The organism is Devosia aurantiaca (genome assembly GCF_011058215.1).
In the GTDB taxonomy this organism is placed as follows: domain Bacteria; phylum Pseudomonadota; class Alphaproteobacteria; order Rhizobiales; family Devosiaceae; genus Devosia; species Devosia aurantiaca.
In genome coordinates this window covers 678856-693612 of record NZ_JAALFG010000001.1, presented here as the reverse complement: position 1 = coordinate 693612, position 14757 = coordinate 678856, and the positions used below count along the sequence as shown (strand labels likewise).

Genomic DNA, 14757 nt, shown 5'->3' with positions numbered 1-14757 from the left:
CATCGGGACACGAAGACGCCAAATGGGCGCACAATGTGCTGGGAAACGTGCGCCGCAATGCCGAGGAGCCGGAGGATGCGCTGGCCGAATATCGGGCCGCTCTCGATATTGATCCTCGCTTCCCACCGGCACTCGCCAATATGGCAAGCACATTGGCCGAAAACGACCGGTTCGAAGAAGCCGAGCCCTATCTCGTGCGGTTGGCGGCGGTCGATCCGGAAAGTCCGCTGGAAGCGGAGGTCCGCAGCGTCATTGCACGCGCGCGTGGAGATATCGAAGGAGCGCGCGATTTCCTGCTGCTCGCCTCGGACCGCGATCCGCTCAACGCTCGTTACAAGACCAAGGCGGCGTTCATGCTCTTGAGCGAGGACCGAACCGATGAAGCGCTGGAGCTGGCCCTTGCAGCCTTCGCATTGAGCCCCAGCGATCCTCTCCCCCTGGGTTTCCTAGCCGGCTACTATGCCGGGCAGGGTGACTTCGTGGCTCTCGAAAAGCTTTATCGCGACGCGGCCGAATTTGCGCCCGAGAACGACACCTTCCAAGCGCAACACGCCAACCTTCTGATGATAAACGGCAATTACGAAGCCGCCTTGGCGCGGCTCGATCAGGCGCTGCTCGTCAATGAAGGCAATGTCGATTATCGCCTCAGCAGGGCCGACGCGCTAACGGCATTGGGGCGTCACGAAGATGCGCTGATCGACATCGATCTTGCCGCACAACGCGATCCCAGCAATCCAAAGGTCGTCTACGCACGGGCACGCAGCCTCGATTCGCTCGGTCGAAAAGCCGAGGCGATTGCGACCTACGAGCAGTTTCTGGTCATGCAACCGGAAGGACCGGAAGCAGAATTGGCCAACGCTTTTGTGCGGTTCGCCAAGGCCTCTGCGGCGGAGCCGGTTGCCGCAATCCCCACGCCTTCAGAAAAAACCCCAACTGAGGAGTGAAAGGGCAATCGAAGGCCTTGAAAACGACGAAGGGCCAGACTTGGCGTCTGGCCCTTGGATCGTTGTCTTCCCGGAGGAAGATTGGAGCGGGCGATGGGATTCGAACCCACGACCCTAACCTTGGCAAGGTTATGCTATGCTCTACCCCTGAGCTACACCCGCGCTCCGTTGTCTCCGCGCTCCCTTGGAAGTCCGGCGACGCGGGCCTATATGCCTAAACACCGGACCGATTGCAACAGCGTTTTTTGCCCTTGTGACAGTTTGGCAAAACCCTTGTGGAAATGGGGGCTTGCCAGCGCAGCGGTGCCAAGCGCAAAAAGGCCCGGAACGCCTTCTTTGCCCATTCAAAGAGCCAAGCACGATGAGTTTTTCCCTCGATGGCGCCCCCAGCGCTTCCCCTGCCCCGGCCAACCTTATTCGCGAGAGCAGCGATGCCGGCTTCAAGGCCGACGTGATCGACGCCTCGATGGACGCGCCGGTGCTGGTGGATTTCTGGGCGCCCTGGTGCGGCCCGTGCCGGCAGCTGACCCCGGCGATCGAAAAGGTCGTCAAGGAAAAGGCCGGCGCAATCCGCCTGGTCAAGATCAATATCGATGAGCATCCACACTTTGCCGGCCAGCTGGGCGTGCAGTCGATCCCTGCCGTTTTCGCCTTTGCCGGCGGCCGGCCGGTGGACGGCTTCATGGGCGCGATGCCGGAAGGCGAAGTGCGCAAATTCGCCGATCGCGTCATCGCTGCAGCAGGCGCTGACGCTGCCGGCGGCGGGCAAGGGCAGGAGCAGTCGCTCGAAGCCCAGATTGAAGAGGTCATGCAGGTGGCGGCGAAGGCCGTGGCCAGCGGCGATGTCAGCCAGGCGGCACAGATCTACGGCATGGTGCTCCAGCATGTACCCGACCATGCCGAGGCCCTCGTTGGCCTAGCCGGCGTTTATCTTCAGGCCGGCCAGATCGAGCAGGCCCGGGTGACGCTCGACATGGTGCCGGAAGACAAGCGCAGCGGCGCCCCTTATGACGCCGTCGCCAATGCCATCCGCCTCAAGGACGAAGCATCCGGCCTTTCCGAAGCCGCAACGCTTGAAGCCGCCATCGCCGCCAATCCGGACGATCACCAGGCGCGCTTCGATCTGGCCATGGTGCGCAATGCGGAAGGGCAGCACCTCGAAGCGGCCGAAGCTCTGGTGGCCATCATCAAGCGCGACCGCGCCTGGAACGAGGACGGGGCGCGCAAGAAGCTCATCGAATTTTTTGACGCTTGGGGCCCCAAGGACCCGGCAACGCTCAAGGGCCGGCGGATGTTGTCCGCAGCGCTCTTTTCGTAACAATCGAGGCGCCGATGCCCAGACGTCCGACCAGCCCGCAAGACCTGCCGCGTTCCGTGCCGCTCTTTCCCCTGAGCGGCGCGCTGCTGCTGCCGTTTTCGCACCGGCCGCTCAATATCTTTGAGCCGCGCTATATCGAAATGGTAGATGCGGCACTGCGCGGCGACCGGATGATCGGGCTGATCCAGCCCGAGGATACGAGCGAGGAAAGCCCGTCCGGCCGGGCGCCGCTCCAGGATGTGGGCTGCATCGGGCGGCTGACGCATTTCGAGGAGAGCGGCGACGGGCGCTACTTCATCATCCTCGAAGGGGTGACGCGGTTCCGCTTGATGCATGAGCTGACCGTGCAGACGCCCTATCGCCAGGGCGTCATTTCGGGCGACGACTTCGGCCAGGACTTCAAGCGCGACTTCGGCGAGGAGGCGGTGGACCGCGCCCGCTTCGTCAAGATGATGCGCGACTATGCCGAATTTGCCAATATCGAGCTCAACTGGGAAGAGATCGAATCGACCGGCACAGCCGACCTCGTCAATTTCTGCTGCATGGTCTCGCCCTATGGTGCAGTCGAAAAGCAGGCCCTGCTGGAAGCACCGACGCTCGAAGCACGCGCCGAAACCTTGATTGCCATGACCGAATACGAGATCGCCCGCGGCGGTGCCGGCGGTTCGGGCACGCTCAACTGATGAGCGAAGCGCCCAATGCGCTTCGCCATGTCGTCGATGCGCAAACGCTCGAAATGCTGGTCTGCCCGCTGACCAAGACGCGGCTGACGCTGAGCGCCGACAAGACCGAACTGATCTCGGTCGCCGCCCGCCTCGCCTTCCCGATCCAGAAAGGCGTGCCGCTTCTCAGCCTCGACGAAGCACGGGTGGTGGAGCCGGAGGAATTGCGAAAGCAGTCTCATCCACCGAGCAGCTGAACGTCGTGAGACGTCCCCCACCCGACCTCACCCGTAAGTCGGGAGAGGAGTGGCAGTGCATGTCTCGAATTTTCGGCTAGCACCGCACAAACTCCTCCCCCGCCTGACGAGGGAGGGGGTGGGGGCTGCGCTTCGTTAGATCGGCAGCCCACTCAGCAGCTTCGGTCCCCTGCCGCCGACCCCGGATGCCGTTCGAATAAGGAGGTTCTTGACCGGCCCCGTGCGATCGACGAGCCCGAGACCGAAATCGCGAATGGCCCGCACCGGGGCGATGTCGTTGGAGAACAGCCGGTTCATTCCATCAGTCACCACGGCCATAGAGGCAGTGTCGAACTGGCGCCAGCTCTGATAGCGGGCCAGAACATCATCGCCGCCGTGATCGAGGCCGAGCCGCATGGAATCCACGATGACCTCGGCAAGCGCGGCCACATCCTTGAGCCCGAGATTAAGGCCCTGCCCGGCAATGGGGTGAACGACATGGGCCGCGTCGCCGATCAGGGCAAGACGCGGCCCGACAAAGCTTTTGGCGATCTGCAGCCGCAAGGGAAAGCCCATCAGCTTGTCCTCGAGCGTGACGGTCCCAAGGGTCGAGCCCATCACCGCTTCGATTTCAGCCTCAACAGTTTCGGTGTCCATGGCCAGGAAGCGCGGAGCTTCCTGGGAGCTCTCGGTCCAGACCAGCGATGACCTGTTCCCCGTTAGCGGCAGGCTGGCAAAAGGTCCGTTGGGGCGGAAATGCTCGTAGGCGACGCCCGCATGCGGAAGTTCGTGGGCGATTGTGGCAACAAGGCCGGTCTGGCCATAGTCGTGGCCGAAGGTTTCGATGCCGGCCCGTTGCCGCAGCGCGGAGTGCCCGCCATCGGCGGCGATGATCAGCGGCGCCGAAAGCAGACGTCCATCGCTCAGGGTCAAAGTGCCCGTTCCGGACCAGGCAGCGATCTCCGCCGGCGCAATGACGGTGATCAGATCCTGCGCCGCAGCCAGGAGCGCTGAACCGCTGGCCGCATTGGGCACCATATGGGCAAAAGGTTCGCCGGGCGCGACTTCGCCGTCGAACTGCAAAAACAGCGGCCGGGCGAGGTCGCCCTTGCCCGAATCGGTAATGTTCATGGCAAGGATCGGCTGGCTCTGATCCACCATCTCGCCCCAAACCCCTAGCGCTTCGAAAACGCGGCGGACCCCGGCGGCAATGGCCGATGCGCGATTGTCGCGCGGCACGCTCAGCGGCCTTCGATCCACCAATGCCACACGGATGCCCGGTGCCGATTTGGCCAGCGCCAGCGCCATGGTAAGGCCGACCGGACCGGCTCCGACGATGAGGACGTCGTATCGCTGCTGCGCTGCGGACATGGGCTACTCCTTGCTCCGTTCATTTCACAACTGAGCCGCGACAATGCAAGGGCGCGGAGTGCCTCAGTCACCCTGCCCGTAATTTAGGCAATCCGTGCTGGACCAGCACAATGCGTGTGCACAAAATTGCATCACAGTGCCGCCACCAGTTTTCATATTTTCTAACCAACTGATTTCTTTACCCTAATTCTTCTTTTCCAGTTTGGCACGGCGCTTGACTCCTTTTTGGCCATACCAGAATGCGCCGTCCTGGCGCCAAGGGGGACACATGAAACTTGTGGTAGCCATCATCAAGCCATCGCGGCTCGAGGAAGTGCGTCAGGCGCTGAACTCCCTCGATGTCCATGGCATGACCGTGACCGAGGTCAAAGGATACGGCCGGCAGAAGGGCCATTCGGAAATCTATCGCGGCACCGAATATGCCGTGCACTTCCTGCCCAAGCTCAAGGTCGAGATCGCCGTCGATGACGCGCTGGCCGACGCAGTGAGCACCGCCATCCGCGATGCCGCCCAGACCGGCCGCATCGGCGACGGCAAGATTTTCGTGCTCGACCTTCTGGCCGTCACCCGCATCCGCACCGGCGAAACCGGCGCAGCAGCCCTTTAAGCGTCTTCGGGAGAAACAATCAGATGAAGATAGAAAAAATTCTCGGGGGCGCTGCACTGGCCTCCCTTCTGCTGGCCCTGCCAGCCTTTGCCCAGGACGCGGCCCAGCCGCTGGCCGAAGCCGGCGCATCGGTTGCTGAAGCCACGACCGAAGCCGCAGCCGTCGTCGACAAGGGCGACGTCGCCTGGATGCTGGTTTCCACCATGGTCGTCATCGTCATGACCATTCCAGGCCTTGCGCTCTTCTACGGCGGCCTAGTCCGCGCCAAGAACATCCTCTCGGTCCTGACCCAGGTGTTCCTCGGCTTCTCGATGATCTCGATCCTTTGGGTAGCGTACGGCTATTCGCTGGCCTTTGCCGGCCCGACCGAAGGCGGCCTTTCGGCCTTTGTCGGCGACTTCTCCAAATTCTTCCTCAATGGCGTGACGCTCGAATCCACCGCGGCGACTTTCTCGGCCGGTTTCGAACTACCTGAGCTGGTCTTCGTGACCTTCCAGCTGACCTTTGCCTGCATCACCTCGACGCTGATCGTCGGCGGTATTGCAGAGCGCATGAAGCTGGGCGCGCTCCTGGCCTTCCTCGCCATCTGGTTCACCTTCTCCTATATCCCCATGGCCCACATGGTGTGGTCGGGTCCGGGTCTCCTCTTCGGCATGGGCGCCTATGACTTTGCCGGCGGTACCGTTGTTCACATCAATTCGGGCGTTGCAGCCCTTGTCGCTGCCATCGTTCTCGGGCCGCGCCTTGGCTATATGAAGGAGCCGATCGCTCCCCATAACCTCGTCTGGACTTATGCCGGTACCGGCCTTCTGTGGTTCGGCTGGTTCGGCTTCAATGCCGGCTCCAACCTCGAAGCCAACGCCCTGACCGCCGTCGCCCTCATAAACACCGTCCTGGCCCCGGCCGCTGCGGCACTGGCCTGGGTCATCGGCGAAAAGATCACCCGTGGTCATGCCTCCGCCCTTGGTGCCGTTTCCGGCGCCGTTGCCGGCCTCGTCGCCATCACCCCCGCTGCCGGCTTTGCCGGTGTCGGTGGCGCCATCGTCCTCGGCGCCATTGCTGGCGTCGTCTGCCTCTGGGCCGTGGTCAACCTCAAGCCGATGCTCAAGTATGACGACTCGCTCGACGTCTTCGGCATCCACGGCGTGGGCGGCATTGTCGGTGCGCTCGGCACTGCAATCGTCGCAGCACCCGGCCTCGGCGGTTACCCGCTGGGCGACGCGGCTGCCTACTCGATCGGCGGCCAGTTCATGGTGCAGCTGACCGGTGTCGCGATTGCCATCGTCTGGTCCGGCGTCGTGGCGTTCGTCGCCATGTTGATCGTGAAGGCCATCTTTGGCGGCGCCAAGGTTTCGGAAGCCTCCGAATCGGACGGCCTCGATCTCTCGACCCACGGCGAACGCGCCTACAACTGATCTCACTCCGGCAGGTGGCGCATTGTGCCGCCTGCCAAACACGCCGTGCCTGGGGCCCGGCCATTCGAGCGCAGCTCTCATGGCCTTCTCGCCTCAAATTGCTCCACTGGAGCAATTTGCGCCCCGAAAGGGGCGACGGCTCGAAGCGTGCGGCTCATGTCCTCTTGGCCCGCCACAGAGGCTTCCCACTCGCAAACAGCATGGGCCGCACACCTCGATCCGCGATGGTTAGCACGCGATTAACCCTGGCCCGCTAAGGTCAAGCCCATCGGCCCGGTCTGATGGTTTTGGTGGGCCCAAAGAGTTCGCGTACATGCCCAGCCATCCCCTTCCGACGATCGACGATGTCCGCCCCGTGCCGCCCCGCAGCCGGGCCGGTGCAGCCAGCAAGTCCAAGGCCAAGGCTCCGCCTGCGCCCCCACCCGCCATCGCCATCCGCATCCCGCTGCGCATTGCCGGGCTGATGCTGCTGGGCATTTCGGCGGTGATCCTTGCCTCGCTCGCCTCCTGGTCGGTGGATGATCCATCGCTGTCGCTTGCGACCGCCAAGAAAGCCGCCAATTGGCTGGGCTATCCGGGCGCCGTGATCGCCGATCTCGTGTTCCAGTTCCTCGGCCTTGCCGGTCTCGTCATGGTCGTGCCGCTTGCCCTTTGGGGCTGGGCCATGGCCCGCCGTTATCGCCTCACCCACCCTGCCCTGCGGCTGATCGCGTGGCTCGGCGCCGTCGTGCTTGCCGCCGGTGTGTTTTCTTTTATCGCCATGCCCGATAGCTGGCCGCTGCCAACCGGCCTTGGCGGTCTTGCGGGCATGCTCTTCAGCTACCTCGCCGGCATGATCGCCGGCGACCAGCCGCAGGCTGTGACCTCGACCCTGTTCGCCATCATCCTCGCGGCACCCGCCTTGGCCTTGTTCTGGATCGCCATGGGCCTCGGCACCGCCGTTCCGGTTAAGGCCGCGAAGGCCGGCTCCCGCAAGAGCGCTGCAGCCGATCTTGAAGACGAACGCGAACCCAATCCGCTGGTGGAAGTGGCAATGGGCGCCATGGTTCACCTCGGCTATTCCATGCGAACCGCTTTCCGCCGTGCCCGGGCCGAGCATGCCGCACGCCGCCAGGCAGACGATGTCGGCGAGTTCGCCCATACCGAACCGAGCCTTGATCGTGAAGCGCCTGCCGTGGTCGTCGACCGCGAGCTGGTGATGGCCAACCCTCAGCGCCGCATCCATGCGCCGGTGAGCCACGCCGTCGAGCCCAGCTTTGAACCCAGCGCCCGCATTCAGGCGCAGCCAGACTACGACGACACCGCCATCGACTATCCCGATGAGCCCGAAGAAGACGAAGTCCCCTTCGTCGCCGATGTGCCGGTGGTCAACCGCACCCAGCGCGGCGACTCGCGCTTTCATCCCATCGATCCGGCAGCACCGCGCACCGCAGTGGCCGTTGCCGCGCCGGCTCCCCGTCCGGCTCAGGGCCAGCGCCAGTTCCGCGAAGCCCAGCCTTCTCTCCTCGACGAACCCGGCGGTTTCGAGCTGCCGGCGCTGAGCCTTCTTGCCGAACCCAAGCACAAGGGCCCCTCGCCCGAGCATGCCCCCGAGCGTCTCGAGGAAATGGCGCGGCGTTTGGAAGAAGTGCTGGGCGATTTCGGCGTCAAGGGCGACATCATCAATGTCCGTCCCGGCCCCGTCGTCACCCTCTTCGAACTCGAACCGGCTCCCGGCATCAAGTCGAGCCGCGTGATTTCGCTGGCCGACGACATCGCCCGCTCCATGTCGGCAATCTCCGCCCGCGTCGCCGTGGTCCCCGGCCGCAATGCCATCGGCATCGAGCTGCCCAACCAGGTGCGCGACACGGTGTTCTTCCGCGAAATGCTGGCCAGCTCCGACTTCGAGAAGATGAAGGGCAAGCTCCCCATCTGCCTCGGCAAGACCATCGGCGGCGAACCGGTGATAGCCGACCTCGCGCGCATGCCGCACTTGCTGATCGCCGGTACTACTGGCTCGGGCAAGTCGGTGGGTATCAACACCTTCATCCTGTCGCTGCTCTACCAGATGACGCCCGAGCAGTGCCGCATGATCATGATCGATCCCAAGATGCTCGAATTGAGCATCTATGACGGCATTCCGCATCTCCTCACCCCCGTCGTCACCGATCCGCAAAAGGCGGTCGTGGCGCTCAAATGGGCGGTGCGCGAGATGGAAGATCGCTATCGCAAGATGAGCAAGATTGGCGTTCGCAACATCGACGGCTTCAACCAGCGCGTTGCCGAAGCCGCCAAGGAAGGCCGCGTCATCACTCGCACGGTGCAGACCGGTTTCGACCGCGAAACCGGCGAGGCGATCTTTGAGAGCGAAGAGTTCGACCTGCAGCCCCTGCCCTATATCGTCGTCATCGTCGACGAAATGGCGGACCTGATGATGGTGGCCGGCAAGGACATCGAAGGCGCCATCCAGCGCCTCGCACAGATGGCCCGCGCCGCCGGCATCCACATCGTCACTGCCACGCAACGCCCGTCGGTGGACGTCATCACCGGCACGATCAAGGCCAACTTCCCGACCCGTATCTCCTTCATGGTGACGTCCAAGATCGACTCGCGCACCATCCTGGGCGAACAGGGCGCCGAACAGCTCCTGGGCAATGGCGACATGCTCTACATGGCCTCGGGCGGCCGCACCAAGCGCCTCCACGGCGCCTTCGTTTCCGACGCGGAAGTGGAAGCGGTGGTCAACCACCTCAAGTCACAGGGCGCACCCGACTATCTCGACAACATCACCGAGGATGAAGACGAGGACGGCGAGATCACGGCCGACGCCATGGGCGAAAGCGGTGGCGGCTCGGGCGACGAGCTCTACGACAAGGCCGTGCACATCGTTCTTTCGGACAAGAAGGCCTCGACCTCTTATGTGCAGCGACGCCTGGGCGTCGGATACAACAAGGCGGCAACCCTGATTGAGCGCATGGAACGCGAAGGCGTCATCAGCCCGGCCAACCATGCCGGCAAGCGCGAAATCCTCGTCGGCAACAACGCCGACGGCTACTGACGATATCACCCGTCGATTTGAACCGCCGGTGCGAAAGCGCCGGCGGTTTTGTATCGGGATGTCCAATCAGCAGCTGCCGCAACGCGTGATCGGAACTTCCACCTCTTGCCGCAATTACTGCATAGCCTAGGGTCAATAGCGTCACCCTTTCGGAGGAAAGTCTGCCCATGAACCGTCGCCATGCCCTCATGTTCGGCTTCGCTGCCGCCTGTGCCACGACCCTGCCGGCGCTGGCGCTCGATCGGGCGCTGACGCCCGAGGAACAGGCGCTGATCGGCGAGATCAACAGCTACAATTCCTCGATCCGGACCATGGCCGGACGGTTCCTGCAGATCGATACCCAAGGCGGCCGTCAGGAAGGAACTTTCTTTCTCGAGCGCCCCAGCAAGATCGCCTTCCGCTATGCGCCGCCGAGCCGCGAAGAAATCGTCTCGATCGGCCGGGGCTTCTACGTCATCGATCGGCGCGAAGAAACCTATTACGCCTATCCGCAGGACTCGATCCCGCTGCGCCAGTTCTTGGGCGACAACATCGATCTCCTCACTGCCAATGTCGTCAACATCACCAATTCGGACGGCTACATGTCGATCACCGTGGTCGACAACACCGTCGCCGGCACGGTGCAGGTGTCGCTGATCTTTGACACCGAAACCAAGGATCTGGCGCAGTGGACGCTGGTTGAGCCCAGCGGCGCCGAGCTCACCTTCTCGCTTTATGACGTGCAGAAGAATGTCGATATCCCCGACAACTTCTTCACCTTCCCTGCCACCTATTCCGGCCGGGAACCGCCGCGTTAAGAGCGCTCAGCGCCCGAACGCATAGATCGCTACGAGCCCGGCGGCGCCCACCAGGATGCGCCACCAGGCGAAAGGCGCAAAGCCATAGCGGGACACGAAGTTGAGCAAGTAGCGCACGACCAGCGCGCCGACCACGAAGGCCGCCGCAAAGCCGATGGCCACGCTGATCGCGATCGAGCCGTCGATCATGTCGCGGCTCTTGTAGAGATCGTAGCCGAAGGCGCCGACCATGATCGGCAGCGCGATAAAGAAGGTAAATTCTGCAGCCGCGCGCTTCGATGCGCCAAAGAGCATACCACCCACCACGGTCGAGCCGGAGCGCGAAACGCCGGGGATCAGCGAGATCATCTGGAACAAGCCGACGATCAGCGCTAGATGCCAGGGAAACCGGTAGATATCGTCGTACTTCGGCTGGAGCGGCAGGCGATCGACGATCAGCAGGATGACGCCGCCGATCAGCAGGGTCCAGCAGATCAGCGTTGCCGATTCCCAAAGCTCGCCCTGGATATATTCGCGCAGTAGCACGCCGGCGATAACGGCCGGGAAGCAGGCGAGAATGACCGAAAGGGCAAACTGCCAGGCTTCCTTCTTTCCGGTTAGGGCATCGCGGATCAGCAGCCCGATCTTCGCAAAATAGACCGTGACGACGGCCAGGATGGCGCCGAGCTGGATCAGGACGATAAAGGTCGCCGGCTGGGTGAGGCCGAAGAAATGGCCGGCCAGAAGCAGATGGCCCGTTGAGCTTACCGGCAGGAATTCGGTAAGCCCTTCGAGAATTCCGAGGACCAGCGGCACAAAAAGACCTTGATCGGCGTTCATCTGATCCCCTAACTCAACAAAATAGCCGTTGCGGCCAAGCTTCTAGCCCTGTTCGACCAGGGCGCCAAGGCGGGGATTGCGGCCGCGGCACCCTAAAAGAGCGTCCAATGCCAAGCCTTGTGCACTATCCCCTCGATCCTGCGTCCCGGCTGATCCGGCTGATGTGCGCCGAATATGGCGTCCCGCTCGACCTCGATGAGATCAAGCCATGGCTGCGCGAAGAGGCATTGCTGGAGCTCAATCCAGCGGCGACGCTGCCCATCATGTTCACCGAAACGGAAGCGGCGATCATCGGCATCATGGCCAATATCCATGCCGTCGAAGACCTTTATGCCCCCGAGACTGTCGAGGGCCTGCTGCCGGCCGATCCTTTGTCGCGCGCTGAAATGTGGCGGCTGGTGGAATGGGTGCTGGTCAAGCTTAATGACGAGGTGACGCGCTACCTATTCGAGGAAAAGATCGCCAAGCGCGACATTCGCGGCGCGACGCCGGAGCCTTCGGTGCTGCGCGCGGCCAAGGCGAACCTTCAGGAACACCTCCTTTACTTCAACTGGCTCCTCGCCAGCCGCAACTGGCTGGGCGGCGACACGATGAGCCTCGCCGATTTCGCCCTTGCGGCCCACATTTCGACGCTCGACTATATGGGCGACCTCGACTGGTCAAAAATCCCGGGCGAAACGCGCGACTGGTACTCCCGCATCAAGTCGCGGCCGGCCTTCCGGACGCTGCTCAACGACCGCGTGGTAGCCATGCCCCCGAGCCGAGGCTATTCCGATCTCGATTTTTAGGGATTTGCAGCACGAGGAAGTCTTTTAGCAGACCTCATCCTGAGCTTGTCGAAGGACGAGGTCGTGCCCGTGCCTGCATTGTGCCACGACCTCGTGGTTCGACAGGCTCACCATGAGGTCTACTTGAACACGCAAACCGAAAAACTTGTCGCCGAGCTGCGCAGCCGTGCTGCCGCGCTGGGCTTTGACGCTTTCGGAATTGCGACGACCGATGCACGGCCGGATCTGCCAGAAAAACTGCGCCACGCCATCGAACAGGGTTGGCACGCCGAAATGACCTGGATGGCCGAAACCGAGGAACGGCGCGGCGATCCGCGGCGGCTCTGGGAAGAGGCGCGCTCCGCCATCCTCCTCGGCGTCAATTACGGCCCCGATACCAATCCGCTCGACCTGCTGGCCGAAAAAGCATCGGCAACATTTCGGCCTATGCGCGCAATCGCGATTACCATGACATAATCAAGGGCAAGCTCAAGGAATTGGCCGGCCTTCTGGCGCGACGCGGCGGCGCCGATGTCAAAGTGTTTGTGGATACGGCGCCGCTGATGGAAAAGCCGCTGGCCGAGGCGGCAGGCCTTGGCTGGCAGGGCAAGCACTCCGTGCTGGTCAGCCGCGAGTGGGGTTCCTGGTTGTTTTTGGGCGCGATCCTGACCTCGGCGGAACTGCCGGTCGACAAGCCGCATCCGGAAAGCTGCGGCTCCTGCACCCGCTGCCTCGACGTCTGTCCGACCAATGCCTTTCCCGCGCCCTTCCGGCTCGATGCGCGCCGGTGCCTCGCCTATTACAGCGTCGAGCATAAGGGGCCGATCCCGCGCGAATTCCGTCGGCCCATGGGCAACCGCATCTATGGCTGCGACGATTGCCTTGCCGTCTGCCCCTGGAACAAGTTCGCCTCCGTCAGCCGCGAAGCCAAGCTGCGTTCGCGCCCGGAACTGGAGCGGCCGGCCTTAGCAGAGCTGGTGGCGATCGACGATGCTGGGTTCAGAGCCTTGTTTGCCGGCTCGCCGGTCAAGCGCATCGGCCATGAGCGATTCTTGCGCAATGTGCTGATTGGCATCGGCAATTCGGAAAGCGAGATCTTCGTGAACTCCGTCTTGTCGCGGATGGCCGATCCCTCGGCGCTGGTGCGCGGGGCGGCTGTCTGGGCGCTGCGGCGGTTGGATCCCGAGCAGGCCAGCGCCGTGCGGGAGCGGCACCTCGATAACGAAACCGATCCTGCCGTGCGGGACGAGTGGAGCGGAATGGTATGAAGGCGTTCTTTTTCGGGCTGGGCTACTCGTCTCAGCACGCGGTCAAGGCGATGCTGGAGCGCGGCTTTGCCATCGGCGGCACGGTGCGATTGGCGGAGAAGGCCGAACGGCTACAGGCTGAAGGCGTCGATGCCATTGTGTTCGACGGCGAGCGACCCGGATCCGAGGTGGGCGCCGCACTGGAGCACGTGACCCACGTCATCCTCTCCGCCGCGCCCGGTGACGATGGCGATCCCGTCCTGCTGCACCATCGGGCAGAGCTCGATGCGGCACCCAGGCTCGAATGGCTCTGCTATTACTCGACCGTCGGCGTTTATGGCGATTTCGATGGCGCCTGGATCGACGAAACTGTGCCCCTCGTACCGCGCAATATGCGCAGTGACCTCCGCGTTCTCGCCGAACAGGCCTGGCGCGATTATGCGGTGCAGCGCGGCGTGCCTCTCACCATCCTGCGCCTTGCCGGCATTTATGGGCCCGGCCGCTCGACCTTTGACAAGCTGCGCGACGGCACGGCGCGGCGGGTGATCAAGCCGGGCCAGGTGTTCAACCGCATCCATGTCGATGATATTGCCCGTGTAACGGCGCTAGCCGCCGAACGGCGGCTCGATGGCACGTTCAACATGGCTGACGACGAGCCGACGCCGCCGCAGGACGTGATCGCCTATGGCGCCGAAATGATCGGCATGCCGGTGCCGCCCGACCTTCCCTTCGAAACCACCGAGATGTCGCCCATGCAGCGCAGTTTTTACCGCGACAACAAGCGGGTCTCCAACCTCGCGATCAAGCAGGCGCTCGGCATCGAGATGCTTTATCCGAACTACCGCGCGGGCCTGCGGCAAATCCTGGAGAGCGAAGAATGACCGTGCAGCCGGCAAAAGGCGCGCCCGAGCGCGTCGTCCTCGATGGCCGCTATGCGCGCCTCGAGCCGCTGGAACGGCGCCATGCGGCGGACCTCTTCGCGCAGTCTCATGGCGAAGGCGTGCCGGAGCGCTATCGCTGGCTCTACGAATATGCGCCGGACAGCGTCGCCGCGGCCGAAGACTTCGTCGAGCGCGCCAATGCCAGCGGCGATCGTTATGTCGCCGTAGTCGACAAAGCCAGCGGCAGGGCCGTTGGCCGCCAGGCCTGGATGCGGATCTTTCCCGAGCATGCCTCGATTGAGATCGGCGGCATCTATTGGGGACCGGCGATGGCCCGCTCGCGCCTCGCCACCGAAGCGCTGTTTCTTTTCGCCCGCCACGCCTTCGACGACCTCGGCTATCGGCGCTTCGAGTGGAAATGCAACAATCGTAACGACCCCTCCAAGAAGGCCGCCGCCCGCTTCGGCTTCCAGCATGAAGGCCTCTCCCGGCAGGACCGCATCGTCAAAGGCGAAAGCCGCGATACGGCCTGGTTCTCGATCCTCGACAGCGAGTGGCCGTCCCTGCGCGAGGAATACGAACGCTGGTTGCAGCCGGAGAATTTTGGCGATGGTGGAGTAGAGCGCACGAAGTTGAAGGTGCGGGGCTAGGCTCCC

Annotated in this window: 13 protein-coding genes, 1 tRNA gene and 1 pseudogene; 12 read left to right on the top strand and 3 right to left on the bottom strand. The window is 63.2% G+C overall.

Annotated features, from left to right (window positions below; translation table 11 throughout):
* Window positions 1-35 precede the first annotated feature (35 nt).
* Window positions 36-944: a tetratricopeptide repeat protein gene (locus G5575_RS03645; RefSeq protein WP_164533131.1), complete on the top strand. Its 909-nt coding sequence runs from the start codon at window positions 36-38 to the stop codon at window positions 942-944.
* Between the two features lie 82 nt (window positions 945-1026).
* On the opposite strand, the gene G5575_RS03640 is transcribed toward G5575_RS03645, so the two are convergent.
* Window positions 1027-1106 (bottom strand) — tRNA-Gly (locus G5575_RS03640).
* A gap of 199 nt (window positions 1107-1305) precedes the next feature.
* Between G5575_RS03640 and G5575_RS03635 the strand changes: the two genes are divergently transcribed.
* The 3 genes from G5575_RS03635 to G5575_RS03625 are packed head-to-tail and all read left to right on the top strand — an operon-like array spanning window position 1306 to window position 3181.
* Window positions 1306-2262 (top strand): thioredoxin family protein, encoded by a 957-nt coding sequence (locus G5575_RS03635; protein WP_164533130.1) that lies wholly within the window; start codon window positions 1306-1308, stop codon window positions 2260-2262.
* A 14-nt stretch (window positions 2263-2276) separates the two neighbouring features.
* Complete coding sequence (locus G5575_RS03630; protein ID WP_164533129.1) at window positions 2277-2945, top strand: LON peptidase substrate-binding domain-containing protein; 669 nt, start codon at window positions 2277-2279, stop codon at window positions 2943-2945.
* Complete coding sequence (locus G5575_RS03625) at window positions 2945-3181, top strand: Trm112 family protein (protein WP_164533128.1); 237 nt, start codon at window positions 2945-2947, stop codon at window positions 3179-3181. The genes G5575_RS03630 and G5575_RS03625 overlap by 1 nt, the downstream gene beginning before the upstream one ends.
* A 135-nt stretch (window positions 3182-3316) precedes the next feature.
* Here the strand turns inward: G5575_RS03625 and G5575_RS03620 are convergent, their stop codons facing one another.
* Window positions 3317-4531 carry an FAD-dependent monooxygenase gene (locus G5575_RS03620; protein ID WP_164533127.1) on the bottom strand — a complete coding sequence of 405 codons (1215 nt, stop codon included), beginning with the start codon at window positions 4529-4531 and terminating at the stop codon, window positions 3317-3319.
* Between the two features lie 268 nt (window positions 4532-4799).
* Here G5575_RS03620 and G5575_RS03615 point away from each other — a divergent pair, with 268 nt between their 5' ends.
* The 4 genes from G5575_RS03615 (at window position 4800) to G5575_RS03600 (ending at window position 10387) form a co-directional block, all read left to right on the top strand.
* Window positions 4800-5138, top strand: a complete 339-nt coding sequence (locus G5575_RS03615) for a P-II family nitrogen regulator (protein ID WP_164533126.1) — start codon at window positions 4800-4802, stop codon at window positions 5136-5138.
* 23 nt (window positions 5139-5161) lie between these two features.
* Complete coding sequence (locus G5575_RS03610) at window positions 5162-6553, top strand: ammonium transporter (RefSeq protein ID WP_164533125.1); 1392 nt, start codon at window positions 5162-5164, stop codon at window positions 6551-6553.
* A gap of 463 nt (window positions 6554-7016) precedes the next feature.
* The gene (locus tag G5575_RS03605) at window positions 7017-9590 is read left to right on the top strand and encodes a DNA translocase FtsK (protein ID WP_235935770.1); all 2574 of its coding nucleotides are present in this window, start codon (window positions 7017-7019) and stop codon (window positions 9588-9590) included.
* Window positions 9591-9757: 167 nt separating this feature from the next.
* Window positions 9758-10387, top strand: a complete 630-nt coding sequence (locus G5575_RS03600) for a LolA family protein (protein ID WP_164533123.1) — start codon at window positions 9758-9760, stop codon at window positions 10385-10387.
* A gap of 6 nt (window positions 10388-10393) precedes the next feature.
* Here G5575_RS03600 and G5575_RS03595 read toward each other — a convergent pair whose 3' ends face one another.
* Window positions 10394-11206 (bottom strand): undecaprenyl-diphosphate phosphatase, encoded by an 813-nt coding sequence (locus tag G5575_RS03595; RefSeq protein ID WP_164533122.1) that lies wholly within the window; start codon window positions 11204-11206, stop codon window positions 10394-10396.
* 107 nt (window positions 11207-11313) lie between these two features.
* Here G5575_RS03595 and G5575_RS03590 point away from each other — a divergent pair, with 107 nt between their 5' ends.
* From G5575_RS03590 to G5575_RS03575, 4 genes and pseudogenes are all read left to right on the top strand, one after another.
* Entirely contained in the window at window positions 11314-11994 is a 681-nt protein-coding gene (locus G5575_RS03590) for a glutathione S-transferase family protein (RefSeq protein ID WP_164533121.1), read from the top strand.
* A gap of 123 nt (window positions 11995-12117) precedes the next feature.
* Window positions 12118-13241, top strand: a pseudogene (gene queG, locus G5575_RS03585) (tRNA epoxyqueuosine(34) reductase QueG).
* Window positions 13238-14101, top strand: a complete 864-nt coding sequence (locus G5575_RS03580; protein WP_164533120.1) for an SDR family oxidoreductase — start codon at window positions 13238-13240, stop codon at window positions 14099-14101. The pseudogene queG and the gene G5575_RS03580 overlap by 4 nt, the downstream one beginning before the upstream one ends.
* Entirely contained in the window at window positions 14098-14751 is a 654-nt protein-coding gene (locus tag G5575_RS03575) for a GNAT family N-acetyltransferase (protein WP_164533119.1), read from the top strand. Before G5575_RS03580 ends, G5575_RS03575 begins: the two co-directional genes overlap by 4 nt.
* Window positions 14752-14757 lie beyond the last annotated feature (6 nt).

What these genes read in the sequence shown, in the direction of transcription:
- G5575_RS03635 (WP_164533130.1), top strand. Translation starts at nt 1,306, where the DNA reads ATGAGTTTTTCCCTCGATGGCGCCCCCAGCGCTTCCCCTGCCCCGGCC.
- G5575_RS03630 (WP_164533129.1), top strand. Translation starts at nt 2,277, where the DNA reads ATGCCCAGACGTCCGACCAGCCCGCAAGACCTGCCGCGTTCCGTGCCG.
- G5575_RS03625 (WP_164533128.1), top strand. Translation starts at nt 2,945, where the DNA reads ATGAGCGAAGCGCCCAATGCGCTTCGCCATGTCGTCGATGCGCAAACG.
- G5575_RS03620 (WP_164533127.1), bottom strand. Translation starts at nt 4,531, where the DNA reads ATGTCCGCAGCGCAGCAGCGATACGACGTCCTCATCGTCGGAGCCGGT.
- G5575_RS03615 (WP_164533126.1), top strand. Translation starts at nt 4,800, where the DNA reads ATGAAACTTGTGGTAGCCATCATCAAGCCATCGCGGCTCGAGGAAGTG.
- G5575_RS03610 (WP_164533125.1), top strand. Translation starts at nt 5,162, where the DNA reads ATGAAGATAGAAAAAATTCTCGGGGGCGCTGCACTGGCCTCCCTTCTG.
- G5575_RS03605 (WP_235935770.1), top strand. Translation starts at nt 7,017, where the DNA reads ATGCTGCTGGGCATTTCGGCGGTGATCCTTGCCTCGCTCGCCTCCTGG.
- G5575_RS03600 (WP_164533123.1), top strand. Translation starts at nt 9,758, where the DNA reads ATGAACCGTCGCCATGCCCTCATGTTCGGCTTCGCTGCCGCCTGTGCC.
- G5575_RS03595 (WP_164533122.1), bottom strand. Translation starts at nt 11,206, where the DNA reads ATGAACGCCGATCAAGGTCTTTTTGTGCCGCTGGTCCTCGGAATTCTC.
- G5575_RS03590 (WP_164533121.1), top strand. Translation starts at nt 11,314, where the DNA reads ATGCCAAGCCTTGTGCACTATCCCCTCGATCCTGCGTCCCGGCTGATC.
- G5575_RS03580 (WP_164533120.1), top strand. Translation starts at nt 13,238, where the DNA reads ATGAAGGCGTTCTTTTTCGGGCTGGGCTACTCGTCTCAGCACGCGGTC.
- G5575_RS03575 (WP_164533119.1), top strand. Translation starts at nt 14,098, where the DNA reads ATGACCGTGCAGCCGGCAAAAGGCGCGCCCGAGCGCGTCGTCCTCGAT.